Here is a 16,798-nt window from a genome sequence, read left to right as displayed (position 1 = left end):
TCGGTTTATATCGATATAGCTGTTAAGCATAACAGGCAACTATGTATAAAGATGAAACGTACCGTCCATTCAAAGGCTGCCACTCATTTTTTCGACAACTGGAGGCAAGTTATACCGAAATAGGGCCTTTGTCCCTTTATAACTAAGCTAGCCCCAGACGACCGATCTCCCATCCGTCTTCAAGATTGTATGGACATAGCAGCTTTTTACGGCCATAATAAAGAGGCTGACTGAAGCAAGGACAATTCCTTTTCAGTCAGCTTTCTTTTTACAAGACTATTGCTGCGATAAAAAAGAATGAAATTTTTGGCGAAGCGCTTCTTCGACAATTGGCGGTACCAGTTCAGAAATGTTGCCGTTATATTTTGCCACTTCCTTAACAATGCTTGAGCTTAAAAAAGCATACTGGCTATTCGTCATCATAAAAAAGGTTTCAATATTCTCATCAAGTACGCGGTTCATCGACGTAATTTGCATCTCATACTCAAAATCGGAGACTGCCCGCAACCCTCTTAAAATAGCGTTAGCCTTTTTCGTACGAGCATAATCAATGAGAAGACCGTTAAAAGATTCGACCATAACATTTTTAAAAGGCTTGACCACTTCTTTCAACAGCTCTATTCTTTCTTCAACTGAAAACAGCGGCTTTTTTGACGAGTTATTCAAAACCGCAACATATACTTGATCAAATACCTTCGCTCCGCGGCGAATAATATCTAAATGTCCATATGTAACCGGATCAAAGCTGCCCGGACAAACAGCAATGCTCGCCATGAAACCTATTCCCCCTTCTGTGTATAAGCGTAAATAGAAACAGCGGTAATGCCGTAAACTTCGTGCTTTATTCTCACTAAGTTTCCGATTCTGTCAGGAAGCTCAATATCATGCGCATGCTCCGCAACAATAAACCCATTTTTTTTCAAAAGAGAATGCTCATCAATAAAGGAAATGAGCGCCTGCAATTTTTGCTTCTTATAAGGTGGATCAAGAAAAATTAAATGAAATCGCAGCTGACGTTTTATAATCGCTTTTAATGCTCGCTCTGCGTCATTGCGATAAATTTCTGACTGTTCTTTCAACCCGCACGCTTCTACATTTTTGCGAATCGTCTGGACCGCTTTTGCGTCATGATCGACAAAAATCATCGAATGCAAGCCGCGGCTTAGCGCTTCTATTCCCAATCCGCCGCTTCCTCCGAATAAATCGAGCCCGATTCCTCCTGAAAAATAAGGGCCAACCATATTAAAAATCGCTTCTTTTACTTTATCTGTCGTCGGTCTTGTCGACATGCCTGGAACCGCTTGCAATACTCTCCCCTTACACTTTCCAGAAATTACTCTCATGATGCCTCACCATACTTCAAACATTTCTTTCCCTATCCTATCACAAACGTGCTGACCGTTTCCAGTCGTTTTTATCCCCGCGTTTTTGCAAAAAATAAAATAGGATGTATACAAATTCATTCATTGGTCATACTGATTAATGGCAACGTCCATATGGGTGTTGTTGCCAATCACGGAGAAGACTTACGTTTCCCCATAAGTTCTTCCTCCGGTTTCTCCTCTCCCTTTTCCTTTAGCTTATGCGTTCCTTTTCGATGCGCAGGAACAAATAAGCATAAAAGGCCCTGCAGGAAAACTGCAGGGATTTTTTTATGATATGAGAATTGATATATGACTCTTTTTTAAAGAAAACAAGCGCCATCGGTGAGCGCTTTTCTTATGAGCCATGCACATAAATATTTTGAGAGCTTGTCCAAACCTCGATGGAAAACCAGTGCTGAATCATATCTGCACTCATGTATAAAGTACCATTTAAATCATGGATGATGATGGAGGGCATCCCAAATTGATCGTTTTCTTTCATGTAAACAGGTGAATTGACAAAAAAACGCCAACGGTTGCTGCCCTTTTCAATAAATACAGCATCGCCGGACTGAGTAACGTGATAGCCAAGTTTCTCCATCACTTCTTTAAACGGCAATAGCAACTCACCGCCTCGCAAAACGGCTTTTCCTTCTTTCAAAACCTTGTCATTTACATATAGATTTCCTTCATTAGTAAACACGAGATCAAGATTTTTTTTGGCTGTTAATAAATCAGCAAAATAAGTCGTCTTCCCTAAATGAGCTTTTGTTAACGCCTTATCCAGCAAAGCCGGAGTCAGTTTTTCTCCTTTATGCTGCAAAATAGTGGAAAGAAACTCTTGTCTCTCTTCTTCCGTTAGATTTTGCTGAAACTGCTGCAGCACCGCTTTTGCCCGAGAGGTGGTCGCTGGCTTCTGAAAGGTGAGGGCTGTCAATAAATCTGCGAGCCACTCGTTCATCAAAGCATTTGGTGCAAAATAAGAAGCATAATAGGCCCGCATATATTGTTCACGAACAGCAGAAAGTGATCCCGATTCCGGTATGACAACTAACACGGGGGATATGTGCTGATCGTTCTGTGGCGATTGTACAATCGTCAAGGATGGGACGTCTGCCCATTTTTGCAGCTTTCCATTCCCCATTGAACGCTTTCCATATACTTCAATGTCACCATCTACTTGCCTTGGCAGCTCAGAAGGATAAAAATAAAGCGGAAATGATAGCAAATTCGCTTGCGACCAAGAGTAAAGGGTGAACGCTTGCTTCTTGATCTTCGCTTCGAGCGGAGCCCCGGCTATCCACATTCCATCTTTCGTCGCATAATCGACAAACTGCACATGAAATTTCTGTGTTTGCTTTGTCACAAACATAACAGACCAATGTTCAAGCCAAATCGTTTTCGATATCGGCAGCGGAATCATGTATTGCATAATCAGCCGTTCATGTTCTTTTCCTTCAATAGACGACGCTCCAGCATTCAAGCCGTTCTGCATGTTTTCTTTATCTCCGAATCGATATCGAAATTGCTGCGCTTCCTTTGGTACAACAATTTCATACGATTGATTCTTTAGCCCATCAACCGTTTGCGTAATTTCTAGACTCCCCTCTTCATGTCGAATATCAATGGAATGAACCAGCGGTGCGTGATCGTTGACCTGATTACTTTTTTCATAATCTCGCCATTGCATATAAGCAGTGCCACCGCTTATCCCTAAAAAGATCATCATCATTAAAATGGCCGTTCGTACCATGCTGCGATCCCTCATTCGGTTAGTTTCTTACAATATTTACTACACATTAAAGATATCAAAAAAACGCTAGAATTTGTATAAAAATGTCGAAATTTGTTTATCTTTTTTGGAAACAATGGTAAAGTAATAAATTGGAGAAAAACAGGGAAGGGGGGAATTCTACATGATTCAGCGATTTATTGAACTTGGAGAAGGGTATTCAGATATTTATGAGCTCATTGAATTAGCCAAAGTCAACCAGCACCGCCTATCGGGACTTTTTGCCTTTCACACCGTTAAGCATGGACAGCCGGTTACATCCTTAGTCGTTGTGCTTCATCCAACAGATCCAGGCGATTTTCAGCCTTTGTACATTTGCCGCGAAGGCATTCCAAATCCGTCAGTCAAACCAAATAAGCGATACGATCTGTTTGCCGAGTTAGCAAAAGAGCTCAACCTTGAGATTATCCATCTTGAAGTAAAACCATCCACTTTTTTCGCGGAGGTAGAGCTCTATTATCAGCATTTGATTGGCATTATGCGAATGAATCGTTTCATTCCGCCTCTGCAGTAATTACAACGTCAATCAATAAAAAGCGGCTGACTTCAAGTACAAAGTCAGCCGTTATTCGACCGTATAGCCCAGCTTGTAGCTTTGTTCTTTTTCCTTCTCACCGTCTCCTTTTGACTCAAACTCCATCTTCAAAAACGGACGATAGGAAGGTTCCACTTTTTTTACAAATGGCAAAGAAGCGATCTTCTTCATAAGAACATCCGCCTCTTCCATATTGCAGTACAGCACTGCATATTTCAAGCGCTTCGATACATAATGAATGTTGCCAAATTTGCGTAAATGCTTACTATGCTTCAATGAGTATAGCCAAACAATGATTCCTTGACGTTTCCGAAACATACTCTTAATTCCCCTTTGACAGATTACGATCGGCAGCCGCAGCTTCCTCCTGTGCCACATCCGCCTGAACAGCCGGATAAAGCAGTAAAATACGGATTCCCTGTCGGTACTTTCACTTGTTCCGATACAGCTCTTCCAATAAGCACACTCACTTCATCTAACAATTCTTGCAGCTCATTTTCCGCTTTTTTGAATGCGGCAATGCTATCATGAAAGTCTAATTTTCGCTTAATTTCGCGTATTTCCTTCATCACTGTTTGGTAATCTGGATGGTACTTTCCAAAACGCTGTACTTCTTCATAACGCTCTTTTATGGCTATAAACTGCTTAATCAGCTGCTGTGCCACACGGTCATTTTTTAAACGCTGCCAACAGCTGCGGTAATATTCCGCCGCCGCCGACTGAACAATCATTTTTCCTAACGATTCGGCTTTATTTAAAATCTCGAGCCGTTCGAGCGTTGCAATCATCACTTTGTATAAGCACCTCCATGTTATCATCATATCATGAGAACAGTCTAGAAGAAAAGCAAAGCGCAGAACAAAAAAATAGTCTGACTTACCCGCCAGACCTTCCATTATGGAATATTCACTTCAAATTCGCTTGATACACCATATTTACTTTCATCATCACGAACAAGCTCAAGACGGATCTGATGCTTTCCTGATGGCAGCCCTCTTAAAACAAAAGCAGCTGTAAATACTTCATTTATTTTCTGTCCATTTAAATATACATTAATGTGTCCATTGCCATGAGCTTTGTCACCTTTAGTAAAGGAAAAATGATCGACAACGCATTCAACCAATACATCTTTTCCTCGCATTTCATGCTTAACATGCATCGTCTGAGCTGCTGGGGCTTGCATGGAAACAGCAGCCGAGACCTGCTGCATCGTTTCAGGCTGCGGCTTATGATTAACGCATGCGGTCAAAGCCGCTATCGCCAACACCATCGCTAGTTGTTTTAGTTGCAAAGACATCACTCCTTTAGGAGTAGTCTTTGCATTTTTTTTTAAATTACTCTTGCATCCCTTGGAACATATTGAACATAAGTGCCGCCATTTCCAGAGAATTAGCTATTTTCTCCACTTTTTGCGGCAATGTTTGTTCATAATATTCTTTCGCTGCTGCTTCGAATGCTGCCACTTGGTTTGGATCACGCGATAATGTTCGGTACCATCGCGGTTGCTCGCGAATAAATGCCTGAAGCATTTTTTTAGAATGAATGTATTGAACAAGTTCTTTTCTCATCAATCGCAACCTCTAATCTTTGCGGAATGAAAACGGATGATGCTCGCGCGAAACCGTTGACGACGGCTGTCTCATTCCTTGTAACTGTCCGATCATACTTTGAATAGCAGAAATGGCTTGTTGAGCACTTGAAATATGCTTCTGCACCTCATTCGGATCCATATTTTTTAACGTAGCTAAAAGTTTATTGATAAATGGATGATGCTCCCCGTCTTCCTCTGCTTGCTTTACTTGCTCCGCTTTGTATTCATTCCAGATCTCATCTTCTTCGCCAAACAAATACCAATCTTCATAAAACTGCTTCCACGTTTTTTTTCCGTTTCTTACTTCTTGAATGATTTTAGGATGCTTTTTTACAAACTGTTTAAACTGTTCCACAGAAGGATGTAGATTCTTTTCCATATCCCTTCTACCTCCCCTTTACTTACCTAACATATACTATTCGACTAAGCGAATATGGCGTGCGCCCATTTTTATCTAATGGAACAGATGGATCTCTCACACCTATCCCCCGTTAAAAGGAGAGCTTCTCGGTGGAGTATGTTCAACATGCGGGTTACGCCATGCTTTTTCTTTTTTGAATTGTTTTGGTTCAAGCGGAAAGGTACTTAGCCTTTTCCTATTGGAGCTTTCTATAAATTTAGATTGAAAAATCGACAGAATGAAAAACGTTTCTAATGAACGGAAAAGAACCACTGAAAATGGTTTTCGAAGGTTGAAAAAGAAACTGGCCTTTATTAAAATACAACTTTAATTCGCCAACATTTGTCCTCAAATGAGCGAGCCGTGATTTGATTTTGCCGATCGGGCAACCGAATAACGCCGCTTCCTGACCAATAAATTGGTCAGGAAGCGGCTAGTTGTTCGCTCATCAATCATCCGGGACAAGTCGATGACTGGACTCCGACCGTCGCTTCCCTTATAAAAATTAGGGTGAAAAAGAAAAAAAGTGAACAGCCATCACTTGCATTATAAAGTCATTGCCTAATTCGTCGAGACTTCCCATGGTTTCAGAAAATCTTGGGTATAATATTGTCCTGACACGCCAACACCAAGATGAGTAAATTGCGGGCTAAGCAGCGTGTCTCGATGGCTTTTGCTGTTGAGCCATCCTTTAACAGCCGCAATTCCATCTATATATTGGGCCGCAATATTCTCACCAGCGATTTGAAACGGGATATGAGCCGCTAACAAGCGTTTTTTTAGATCACCATAAATCGGAGACTGATGAGAAAAATAATGGTTTTCGTTCATATCCTGGCTATGCGCATAAGCAGCCTCCGCTGCTTTATCGTGCCAACGCAATGGTGCAACCTTATAGCGGCTCCTAATTACATTGGTAATCTCAAAAATTTGCCTTGCATTCGCCGTCTCTACTTGCTTTTGCTCCACTAAAGATAAAGGGCGTGCTGTCGGCAGCTCTCCTCGGTACACTAGTTCATACGGTCGCAGTTTTACCAGTGTTTCCCCATCCATAATTCGAATGCCTGAAATCGTTTCATTAAAATGATCAAGATAAAATTGCACATAGACATCATTTAAACGAACGATGGGCTGGATCGTCATATCTTGTTCCGATAGTTCAAAACGGTATGTTCCCGTACGGAGGGATACTTCCAGCGTTGAAGATACGGGAATCCGCTTAAATAACTGCTGCACAGGCTGACCAATTCGAAAAGGAGAGACATCTACCTGATCACCGCATATAAAGACAGTGACAACGCGGCCATTCAGCACGCCAATTTGTAAATACGTACTCGCTTGCTGGTTGTAAATCCACCATTTGTAGTCATAAGCTGAGGCGTCCACTCGCGTTGGTTGTCCAAACTGCTTTTTTATTTGCTCTTCTGTCTTGCCAATCAAAGACAATGCTCCTGTCATGATGACCGGTTGCTTTTCAAGCTGCTGCTGACTTTCTTTTTGTGATGATGAAGAATTTAACGGAGGGATATGGGTAGGGAAAAAATACAAAAAGCTAATTAATAAGATAAAAAACAGAAAAAACCATTTCACTAGGCAGCCCACCTTCATACAATCTCTTATTGACATTATATCCTGTTTTGTCTGCAAAAAAAACGAAACCCCTTATGAAAAAGGGATTTCGTTTTTAATCGACAATATGTTGCTCTGAAATAGAGGTCAATGCCTGACCAGCACTTTCATCCGAAGCTTCGTTTGTCGCCAAGTCTCCAAGAGAGATAATGCCGATCAGCTTATTATGTTCAACAACCGGCAAGCGACGAATTTGCTGCTTAGCCATTTGCTGTGCTGCCTCTTGAACAGATAGGTCCGGCGATATTGCCATGACATTTCGCGTCATCACTTCGGTTACTTGGCTAGATCCTGGTCGTTTTTCTGCGATCCCGCGAACAACAAGGTCACGGTCGGTCACCATTCCAACAACCTCACCGTTTTCTACTATCGGTATCGCTCCAACATTCAGATCCCGCATTTTTACCGCTGCTTCAAACACGTTATCAAGAGGCGTGCAATAATCCACCTGTGTTGTCATCACTTCACGTACCGTTTTCATGGTTTTCGTCTCCTCCTATTTTCTATTTTCCAATCAACATTTGCATCCAATAATAGCCATACGGGCCGCCCTTTGCATCCCCCACTCCAATCGGTGTATACTCCTTGTTGGAAAGATTAGTCCTAAGACTATCTATCTAAGCGCTGACCTCTTACCGAGTCGAGTATCACCACTGCAGCATTTTCTCCTGCTGATCGATCGCTAATTCCAAAATGATGGATCATCGTAAATGATGATTTACACACATATGAAAAATAATTTTTATCTCTCATGTCCACCGATTTATATCGTGCGACACCAGCCAATTCCCAATCAGTCTGCAGTGGACGCAAACAGCATTTTGCCCTCTGCTCGTTTGTTAAACGGATCACTTCACTTTCCGTTTGTTTGGCACAATCTAAAACGCAAATATCTCTGGGATCCATAAGCGTCGGGTGAAAAAATGGCGGATTGACAGCCATCTTCTCTGACAATCCAACTTTGTAACGAACGGCTATTTTCCACAAACTATCCTCCGGTTGGACCACATAGGTCGTCGTTCCTTGCTCATGAACGCTAAGTGGTATACTGATAGTAAAAATCAACATACTCATCAGTAAAGATATCCCGATTTTTCCGTGTTTATCTCCCTCCTTTGCTTTTTAGTTTCACCAAAAAAAATAAAAAACGACGAATATCATAAAATTTTTCACACTGTTTCGTCAAAAATAAACTATTGATTGAAAGTTGAACGCTTTCATACTATTATAAATGGAGAAGGATTTTTCCTTTACCGGGAATTGGTGCATAGGAGGGAATATAGAATGAAATTTGAAAATACAGGAATTGAAAACCAAACAGCTGAATTATCTGATTTAGACGAATTGATGGAAAATCTAGGATTTGTACGTGCAGGACAATGGGATTATGAACGTGTTACATACGATCGCAAATTCGAAATTAAAAACGATGTATACTATCTTCGAGTACAAGGCTATGCAGTTGAAGGAGAAGTTGATTCGCGTTATGCGCTCATCAAATTAATCACTCCGATTCTTGGCAAGCACTATTATCCGCACGGCGTTGAGTATGGGGAAGGAGAAAATTTTCCAACTTCGTTGATTAATCAATGTCAAACCCTTTTAGAAAAACTTAAAAGTGAATTAACAAAAATCAATGCATGAGATCACGATCTCATGCATTTTTTTCTTGATGATCTATTAGACGTTTTACAAAAATATGGACATGCTTGACCTTGAACGGAGTCATTGTTTCGATTTCACGAGCAATTCGCTCCTGCATTTCCTCACACACAGAAATAATGGACGAACTGGTCCGCATCACAGCAGTGATTATAATCGTACAGGCAAAACCTTCATTTAGCAAAATATCAACCGTTGTTTCATCTATGACGATTTCTTGCCGTTCGTGCAAACACATCATCGCAACGGTCATCAATGTCGAATAAGCTGCATTCGGTCGACGCAAGCGAATGGCCCCTTTCATTTTTCATCACCCGAACCTATATGAAGAAATTCATACCTTTTCTAACATCCAAACATGCGACCGATATACCATCGCTGAACACCTCAACATTTGTATGAATAAAAGCCCCGCATGTCTTTCAACTGATTAGACTTTGATCAATTCCTTCGCGTCGCACAACTTGTCTTCGAGCGCCAAAAACAGCTGCCACCTTCTCACTTTCCGGATCTGATTCATGCCCTCTCAAGTTTTATTTATATATTATAACCATGATGCTAGAGGAATGTTACGCGCAACGATATAGACATAACTTGACATGCCTCCATTTGCATGGAGACGGGGCTCAATAGTCAGGTGAGCGAACCGCGCTGATTCACAAAACCAGCCATGAGCCTGAACACGTTGTCGTTTCATCCTTTGCTACACAATTATCCTTCCATTCCGACCGTAAATTTTGCAGATACCGTTCGTTTCATCTTTTCCGTTGTCTTTATACAGCATGAGAACACTAAAGTGAATCGATTCTACCTGACGCCATGCTTCTATAATGATCAGGAGTGTTAATTAGCCAATCCCCGAAGTTGGCGAGCAAATCGGCTTCATGCTTAAGTAAAATAACGGATCTTCAACACTAGTGCTATATGATATTTATATGCTGCCTGCCCTCTCTTGTTTCTTCATAAAAGAAAACCCCCGGCATTTGCCGCGGGGAGCGCTAATACCCTAAAATCGCTTTAATCATGGAGGTAGTTTCCCCACCATGATAGACGACATAGAGAAGGCAGTAAACGACAACTCCTGTCACTGCCGTAAAAAACCAAATAACACTTGTAATCGGTCCTAATTTTTTATGTTTAATCAAATTGTTTTTCCATCCCGTTAAAAGTGTAACAACGCCAAAAACAGCGCCGACAGTCGCTAGTACGATATGGAAGAAGAGAAAAATAGTATAATAAACTTTTACTGAAGCAGGGCCACCAAAGCTTGTGTTCCCGATAAATACAGTTCTTGACAAATAAATCAGAAAAAAGGCAAGTGCAAAAATCGCTGCCCAAAGCATGGTTTTCTTATGCGCTTCGATCCTTTTTTTTCGAATGAGATACCAGCCATACGCTACCAGCGCAGCACTAATAACAATGCAGCTTGTACTGATAGTGGGCAAAATTGGCAATGAATGTGTCATATCCTCTCCTCGCTTCGTCTTTAATTATGATTCGGAAGGGTGTGGTGGTACAACTGTTTCTATCGATTCCTTCTCGCGTTCTTTTTGATACCATTCAATAAACACAAAAAACAGCATAGCTCCATACACAATTTCTTGAATAATTTTCATTAAAACACCGCCTAGCTGTTGGTCATGAAGAAGAGGCATCGATAGAAACATTTCTGGTCCCGTTAAATGCAAAGATGCCAACGTTGCTTTAGGCACACACAGCTGCAAAGCGTTGAGCCATGCCTGCGGATCGGAAAATGTTCGATAAAGCGGTTCATCCGCAAAAATAATTAGAGCACATGCAGGCGTCAGCAGCACACCATTAGCGAAAATATACCCAACCTTTTTAATTCCTGAAAGAGTTTGCCATTCGGTCAGCTTGTTCAGCATCGGCCACCACATAAAAAACGCTGCTATAAAAATGAGGGTAGTCACAGCTGCATGATACAGCACATTCGTTTTAATAGCATCAAAAATCAATGGCACATGATAAAAAGAAAATAAGCCATTAAACAATAACAAAGAAATAAGCGGTTTTGTAAAAAAGGAAAACAGCTTTTTGATGATGGCCATACTGAACAATTTTTCATACATCCAATTAGGAATACCTAAAATAAAGCATGGTGGAATAATTAAATATAAAACTGCCATTTGCGTCATATGGGCACTAAACATTAAATGACCAAGTAAATCAATTGGCGATCCTTTTATTATATAAAGCAGAGCCATTCCGATTAAAAAATACGTTTTTTGCTTTGCCGATGTGGGGCCCTCTGTCGTCCATTTTTTTTGCCACGGCCCAACTGCCAATATATAAAATAAACTGATCAATAATAGCGCGATGAGAAAAAACGGGCTCCACAAAGCCATAAACCCAAACATTTGCAATGATGATAGCATACTTCCCCCTCCTTCACTATTATACTACACGACTGTCGTTTGTCCACGAACTTTCACCTATGACACGAAAAAGGAAATCAGCTTGGGCTGATTTCCTTTTTCTATTACCACCAAACAATTGTCATAAAAGCCCAGATCGTAACAAAAGCTACCAATACACCACCATAAAGAAACAAAGCTGGAATTTCATGGCCTTTATGACTCATATGCATAAAGTAATACAATTGGAACGCTACTTGCACAGCGGCAAGGAGCAAAATAAACGGAACGGAAAACCAGTGTGAAAATTCATCATAACCAACTGCAAAAAACGCCACAAGTGTCAAAGCAATCATTAAAGCAAACGAAATGACCTGATGCTTCATTTCAGCAGCATTTTTTTTGCGACGATACGCTAAGTCTACCTTTGGGTTGCCTGCATTTGTAGGATTTGCCATAAAATCACCCCACCATTCCCATTAAGTATACAACGGTAAAAATAAACACCCAGACAACGTCAATGAAGTGCCAATATAAACTTGCTACATAAAATTTTGGCGCATTGTACAAGTTTAAGCCTCTTTTCGCATTACGGATCATCAATGTTGAAATCCACAATAATCCGAATGCAACGTGGCCACCGTGTGTACCGACTAGCGTGTAGAATGCAGAAGCAAAAGCGCTTTTCGTAAACACATGTCCTTCATGAACATATTCATTAAATTCGTAAATTTCAAGCCCTAGGAAGCCGGCACCTAAGAGCAATGTAATTCCAAACCAAAGCTGCATTTTTTTAAAATCGAAATTTTTCATATGGTAGATCGCGTACACGCTCGTTAAGCTGCTTGTTAATAAAAGCATGGTAGCAACGAATACAAGCGGCATTTTAAACAATTCATCAGCAGATGGACCGCCAGCTGTTTTATCTCTTAGCGCCAAATAAGTGGCAAAGAGGGAGGCGAAGAGAACAGTCTCCCCCCCTAAGAATAGCCAAAAACCTAAAAATTTATTTTTCCCTTCAAGGGTGGCTTTTTCAGGCGATGCAGGAAACGTTTCTGCAGTCAATTTTTCTTCAACATGCATTATGCCTTAACCCCCTTTTCCGTTTCAAGGACTTCTTCCTTATGAATATGGAAGCCATGATCATCGACAACTGAACGTAAGAACATACAAATAAAGGTAATTAACAAGCCGCCTATTCCAACAAATAGGCTCCATGAATATTTTGCATGGTACATAAAACCAAATGCCGCAATAAATAAGCCAAGCGAGATCACAAATGGCAAAATTGAAGAATTCGGCATATGAATATCGCCTAAAGGTTCTGCTGGCGTTAAGCCTTTTTTGCCTTCCATTTTTTCAATCCATAACGCATCTAAACCACGCACAAGCGGCGTTTGAGCAAAGTTATACTCTGGAGGCGGAGAAGCAACAGCCCATTCAAGGGTACGTCCGTCTCCCCATGGATCTGCAGACACTTTTTCACCTTTCACAGATGTAATGACCACATTGATCAAAAGAATGATCGTTGCTGCGGCCATGAAAAAGGCTCCAACAGTACTAATAAAGTTCCCTGTTTCTAAGCCCTGCCCCGGTAAATATGTAAAGATACGTCGAGGCATCCCCATCAGTCCTAAGAAGTGCTGGATAAAGAATGTTAAATGGAAACCGATAAAGAATAACCAGAATGTAATTTTTCCAAGCGTTTCATTTAACATTTTTCCAAACATTTTTGGCCACCAATAATGAGCACCAGCCAACAAGGCAAAGACAACCCCGCCGACAATGACATAATGGAAGTGGGCAACAACGAAATAGCTATCATGGTATTGATAGTCTGCCGCAGCTGCCGCGTTCATAACCCCTGTTACTCCTCCCATGACGAAAGACGGGATGAAGGCTACAGCGTACATCATCGGTGTCGTAAACTTGATGCTTCCGCCCCACATTGTAAATAGCCAGTTGAAAATTTTAATACCTGTTGGAACGGCAATGGCCATCGTTGCCACAGCAAAAATAGCATTAGCAATTGGTCCTAAACCGGTTGTAAACATATGGTGTGCCCATACCATGAAGCCTAAAAACCCGATGAGCACCGTTGCAAATACCATTGAAGAATATCCGAATAAGCGTTTGCGTGAAAATGTCGCAAAAATTTCCGAGAAAATACCGAATGCTGGAAGCACGAGAATATATACTTCTGGGTGACCGAAAATCCAGAATAAATGCTCCCAAATAATCGTATTTCCTCCAGCCGCCGCATTGAAGAAATTACCCCCAAACAAGCGATCCATCATCATTAAAACAAGACCAACTGTTAGTGGAGGAAATGCAAATAAGATGAGTGCAGATGTTACAAATGTCGCCCATGTAAACATCGGCATACGCATATATGTCATTCCAGGCGCTCTCATATTGATAATGGTAACAAGGAAGTTAATACCGCCTATCAAAGTTCCAATACCGGAAATCTGTAATCCAAGCACATAAAAATCAATACCGTGCCCTGGTGATTCAAGTGATAAGGATGCATATGAAGTCCATCCAGCATCAGGCGCTCCGCCTAAAAACCACGAACAGTTGAGGAACACGCCTCCAAAAAAGAACAACCAAAAGCCTAATGCATTTAAAAATGGGAATGCCACGTCACGAGCGCCAATTTGAATCGGCACAACCGCATTCATCATAGCGAACACAAGCGGCATGGCTGCCAAGAAAATCATCGTTGTACCATGCATCGTTAACACTTCGTTATACAAACCGCCAACTAAAAAGTCATTGTTCGGCTTAGCAAGCTGAATCCGAATAAATAATGCTTCAAGACCACCTACAAGAAAGAAAAGACCACCGGCAATTAAATAAAGGATGGCGATTTTCTTATGGTCGACCGTTGTAAGGTAGTCCCATATCAGGCTCTTTTTGCGAGCTACTGTACTCACGATTTAACCTCCCTTATCGATATAGATCCCCTTTATGTTACTCCACTTTTAAGCTCATTAAATATTTGGTTAGAGCATCAATCTGTGCGTCTGTTAATTTTCCATATGTACCCGTCATTTTGTTGCCAGGCTTCACACTGTCCGGGTCTTTTAACCATTTCTTTAAGTTCTCTTCATCATGCTTTAAGATACCAGCAATGCGTTCGCGATCGCCGAAATTGGCCAAGTTTGGCGCTGTACGTGCCTGTTCTGGACGCTTGTCAGCAGGAGTAACAGCATGACAGCCAATACAGCTCTTATTAAAGATTTCTTCGCCTTCTTTTGCGACTGCGTCTGTTGCAGCTGGTTTGGCATTTTTCATTTTTTCTACCCATTGGTCAAACTCTTTTCGAGGAAGTGGTTTCACCTTAAAATCCATTAAAGCATGTGATGGACCGCAAAGCTCGGCACACTTTCCATAGAAAACCCCTTTAGCCTTGTCTGCAGCTTTCTGATCAAACTCCAACCAAAATTGGTTGTTGTTCTCCACGTTTGTATCCAATTTTCCGCCCACGGCAGGAATCCAGAACGAGTGCTTCACATCAGAAGACTTGAGATTAAAGTATACACGTTCATCAGTCGGAACGACTAAATCTTGGCTTGTGATAATCCCATAATCAGGATATTCGAATTCCCACCAATAAAGATTGGCGCGCACATTGACGACGACAGTATTCTTATCGCGTTTTTCTTTGTTCATCGGCTTTACATCAGAAAGCTTAAATGTCGCCGAAACTGTCGGTACCGCCAAAATAATTAACAAGAGAATCGGAATAACAGTCCAAATAATTTCAAGCTTATGACTTCCTTCTACTTGCTTAGGAATCTTATTCTCTTCACCTTTACGTCGTCTGAAGCGAATCACAACGTAGATGAAGATAATCGTTACAACAACAATAACAAGCACCATAATGGCTGTGCTAAGCAGCATGAGCGAATACTGCATGTCTGCTACTTCGCCGGCTGGCTGAAGCGCTGATAAAAACGGCTTGCCGCAGCCGGCTAACAGAAGCGCCATTACACTAAAAAGAGAAAATAAGCGCCAATTGAGTAGCCATTTCTTCATAGCCTAATCAAACCCCTCTTTCAATATTAGATAAAGTATATGAATTCTTTCTCTAAATAAAAGTAGAAAGAATTATAAACTTGTGTTAGTCGATTGCGCAAATAACCATCGCTACAAATAAGATAGTTAAATAGTTCAAAGAATAAACAAACATCCATTTTGCCCATTTCAAATCATCTTTCATTTTAAATCCATAAAGTCCTAACGCTAGCCATCCTACATTTAGCAATGTAGCAATGATAAGAAATGGAATTCCTAATGAAAACAAATAAAATGGAAGCGGCAGCAAGCAAGCAACCCAAATCACAATTTGGCGCTTGGTCATCGCAAAGCCATGAACAACAGGTAGCATGGGAATGCCTGCTGCGCGATATTCCTCGCAGCGCTTCATCGCTAAAGCTAAAAAATGTGGCGGTTGCCATAAAAACATCAATAAGAACAGCACAAATGGAACAACATGAAAGTGCGGATCGACAGCTGTCCAGCCAATTAAAGGCGGCACAGCGCCAGAAAAGCTTCCAATCACTGTATTTAAGGTGTTGTTCCTTTTTGACCACATTGTATATAGAAATACATAAGTAGCTACACCAATTAAACCAATTACGGCCGCTGCCAATGTCGTCATTAGCAAACTAAGCATTCCCACAGATGTCAACAAAACGCCTAGCCATAAAACCCGTTTGGGCTCCATTGTGCCTTTGACAGTCGGTCTTGTCTTTGTCCGCTCCATCAAATGATCGATATCGCGATCAATAAAGTTATTTAAACTGCAAGCTCCTGCAATGACAAGAGCTGAACCAAATAAAGTAAAAAAGACCGTTTGAAGATTTTCTAAAAAACCTTCTCCTGTAAAATAAAACGCTAACCACAGTCCAGTAAATGCTGTAATTAAATTGGAATTCACGATGCCAATTTTGATAACCGAAAGGAAATCCTTCCAAACAGTAGTGACCTTTATCTCCTCTACCTCTTCACGAACTTGAGTGGCCGCTTCATTTGCCATTATTAATTCCTCCTTACGTTCCCCGTTCCAACTTTAGAAGCGCAGGCAACATGAATACGTTTTCAAGCATTATGCAATATCTTAAATATCTTAACGTATTTTAACACATTTTTCACTGTTAATCATTTCTTTATATATTAAATCACATTTTTTTAGCGAATTGTGAATTTTTTTTGAATAATTTGTGTCAAATTTTTGAATGTCATGTCACTTTTTACATCCATCCATTATTATTTCTAACAGACTCACGATGAACATTCAATATTTTTTGCATTCGCTGTTCAATAAGCATTCATTTGTGTTTCGATGCGGCTATGGTGTACAATAGTGTTGCCTGTCGAGATTGCTCTTACTTATCTGCTTTGTGTAGATAAGCATATGCTTTACTAGATTATTGACAAAA

Annotated in this window: 21 protein-coding genes; 2 read left to right on the top strand and 19 right to left on the bottom strand. The window is 40.9% G+C overall.

What is annotated here, in order from left to right; translation table 11 throughout:
* Positions 1-276: 276 nt before the first annotated feature.
* From coaD to AT864_RS05075, 3 genes are all read right to left on the bottom strand, one after another.
* Positions 277-774 carry a pantetheine-phosphate adenylyltransferase gene (gene coaD, locus AT864_RS05085; protein WP_066147113.1) on the bottom strand — a complete coding sequence of 166 codons (498 nt, stop codon included), beginning with the start codon at positions 772-774 and terminating at the stop codon, positions 277-279.
* 5 nt (positions 775-779) lie between these two features.
* A complete protein-coding gene (rsmD, locus tag AT864_RS05080; protein WP_066147111.1) occupies positions 780-1,343 on the bottom strand; it encodes a 16S rRNA (guanine(966)-N(2))-methyltransferase RsmD in 564 nt (187 codons plus the stop codon).
* Between the two features lie 376 nt (positions 1,344-1,719).
* On the bottom strand, positions 1,720-3,117 hold the full coding sequence (locus AT864_RS05075) for a stalk domain-containing protein (RefSeq protein WP_066147109.1): 1,398 nt from the start codon (positions 3,115-3,117) through the stop codon (positions 1,720-1,722).
* Between the two features lie 163 nt (positions 3,118-3,280).
* Here AT864_RS05075 and AT864_RS05070 point away from each other — a divergent pair, with 163 nt between their 5' ends.
* Positions 3,281-3,670 (top strand): hypothetical protein, encoded by a 390-nt coding sequence (locus tag AT864_RS05070; RefSeq protein WP_044746612.1) that lies wholly within the window; start codon positions 3,281-3,283, stop codon positions 3,668-3,670.
* Between the two features lie 51 nt (positions 3,671-3,721).
* Here AT864_RS05070 and AT864_RS05065 read toward each other — a convergent pair whose 3' ends face one another.
* The 8 genes from AT864_RS05065 to AT864_RS05030 all read right to left on the bottom strand — a co-directional run bounded on the left by AT864_RS05065 (position 3,722) and on the right by AT864_RS05030 (position 8,385).
* On the bottom strand, positions 3,722-4,009 hold the full coding sequence (locus tag AT864_RS05065) for a YlbG family protein (RefSeq protein ID WP_044746613.1): 288 nt from the start codon (positions 4,007-4,009) through the stop codon (positions 3,722-3,724).
* Between the two features lie 23 nt (positions 4,010-4,032).
* Positions 4,033-4,482 carry a YlbF family regulator gene (locus AT864_RS05060; protein ID WP_066147107.1) on the bottom strand — a complete coding sequence of 150 codons (450 nt, stop codon included), beginning with the start codon at positions 4,480-4,482 and terminating at the stop codon, positions 4,033-4,035.
* Between the two features lie 104 nt (positions 4,483-4,586).
* Positions 4,587-4,988, bottom strand: a complete 402-nt coding sequence (locus AT864_RS05055) for a hypothetical protein (protein WP_066147105.1) — start codon at positions 4,986-4,988, stop codon at positions 4,587-4,589.
* Between the two features lie 37 nt (positions 4,989-5,025).
* Entirely contained in the window at positions 5,026-5,259 is a 234-nt protein-coding gene (locus AT864_RS05050; protein WP_044746615.1) for a YlbE-like family protein, read from the bottom strand.
* Positions 5,260-5,271: 12 nt separating this feature from the next.
* Positions 5,272-5,661 (bottom strand): YlbD family protein, encoded by a 390-nt coding sequence (locus AT864_RS05045; RefSeq protein WP_066147103.1) that lies wholly within the window; start codon positions 5,659-5,661, stop codon positions 5,272-5,274.
* Between the two features lie 582 nt (positions 5,662-6,243).
* On the bottom strand, positions 6,244-7,272 hold the full coding sequence (locus tag AT864_RS05040; RefSeq protein ID WP_066147101.1) for a CAP domain-containing protein: 1,029 nt from the start codon (positions 7,270-7,272) through the stop codon (positions 6,244-6,246).
* A 94-nt stretch (positions 7,273-7,366) separates the two neighbouring features.
* The gene (locus AT864_RS05035; protein ID WP_066147099.1) at positions 7,367-7,792 is read right to left on the bottom strand and encodes a CBS domain-containing protein; all 426 of its coding nucleotides are present in this window, start codon (positions 7,790-7,792) and stop codon (positions 7,367-7,369) included.
* Between the two features lie 128 nt (positions 7,793-7,920).
* On the bottom strand, positions 7,921-8,385 hold the full coding sequence (locus tag AT864_RS05030; RefSeq protein ID WP_066147097.1) for a LysM peptidoglycan-binding domain-containing protein: 465 nt from the start codon (positions 8,383-8,385) through the stop codon (positions 7,921-7,923).
* Between the two features lie 210 nt (positions 8,386-8,595).
* Here AT864_RS05030 and AT864_RS05025 point away from each other — a divergent pair, with 210 nt between their 5' ends.
* Positions 8,596-8,955, top strand: a complete 360-nt coding sequence (locus AT864_RS05025; protein ID WP_044746619.1) for a YugN family protein — start codon at positions 8,596-8,598, stop codon at positions 8,953-8,955.
* Positions 8,956-8,965: 10 nt separating this feature from the next.
* Here the strand turns inward: AT864_RS05025 and AT864_RS05020 are convergent, their stop codons facing one another.
* The 8 genes from AT864_RS05020 to cyoE all read right to left on the bottom strand — a co-directional run bounded on the left by AT864_RS05020 (position 8,966) and on the right by cyoE (position 16,395).
* Positions 8,966-9,277 (bottom strand): Asp23/Gls24 family envelope stress response protein, encoded by a 312-nt coding sequence (locus AT864_RS05020; RefSeq protein ID WP_066147095.1) that lies wholly within the window; start codon positions 9,275-9,277, stop codon positions 8,966-8,968.
* Positions 9,278-9,971: 694 nt separating this feature from the next.
* Positions 9,972-10,439, bottom strand: a complete 468-nt coding sequence (locus AT864_RS05015; protein WP_066147093.1) for a DUF420 domain-containing protein — start codon at positions 10,437-10,439, stop codon at positions 9,972-9,974.
* A 24-nt stretch (positions 10,440-10,463) separates the two neighbouring features.
* On the bottom strand, positions 10,464-11,369 hold the full coding sequence (ctaG, locus tag AT864_RS05010; protein WP_066147091.1) for a cytochrome c oxidase assembly factor CtaG: 906 nt from the start codon (positions 11,367-11,369) through the stop codon (positions 10,464-10,466).
* A gap of 104 nt (positions 11,370-11,473) precedes the next feature.
* Complete coding sequence (gene ctaF / locus AT864_RS05005) at positions 11,474-11,806, bottom strand: cytochrome c oxidase subunit IVB (RefSeq protein WP_066147089.1); 333 nt, start codon at positions 11,804-11,806, stop codon at positions 11,474-11,476.
* 4 nt (positions 11,807-11,810) lie between these two features.
* Positions 11,811-12,431, bottom strand: coding sequence for a cytochrome c oxidase subunit III (gene ctaE, locus AT864_RS05000; RefSeq protein ID WP_066147087.1), 621 nt, complete (start codon positions 12,429-12,431; stop codon positions 11,811-11,813).
* Positions 12,431-14,287 carry a cytochrome c oxidase subunit I gene (gene ctaD / locus AT864_RS04995; protein ID WP_066147085.1) on the bottom strand — a complete coding sequence of 619 codons (1,857 nt, stop codon included), beginning with the start codon at positions 14,285-14,287 and terminating at the stop codon, positions 12,431-12,433. The genes ctaE and ctaD overlap by 1 nt, the downstream gene beginning before the upstream one ends.
* Positions 14,288-14,324: 37 nt before the next feature.
* Positions 14,325-15,392, bottom strand: a complete 1,068-nt coding sequence (coxB, locus tag AT864_RS04990) for a cytochrome c oxidase subunit II (RefSeq protein ID WP_066147082.1) — start codon at positions 15,390-15,392, stop codon at positions 14,325-14,327.
* Between the two features lie 85 nt (positions 15,393-15,477).
* On the bottom strand, positions 15,478-16,395 hold the full coding sequence (gene cyoE / locus AT864_RS04985) for a heme o synthase (RefSeq protein ID WP_066147080.1): 918 nt from the start codon (positions 16,393-16,395) through the stop codon (positions 15,478-15,480).
* Positions 16,396-16,798 lie beyond the last annotated feature (403 nt).

This window comes from Anoxybacillus sp. P3H1B (genome assembly GCF_001560855.1).
Lineage (GTDB): Bacteria > Bacillota > Bacilli > Bacillales > Anoxybacillaceae > Anoxybacteroides > Anoxybacteroides rupiense.
The sequence above is the reverse complement of the archived record's forward strand: the minus strand, read 5'-3'. Positions and strand labels throughout refer to the sequence as shown.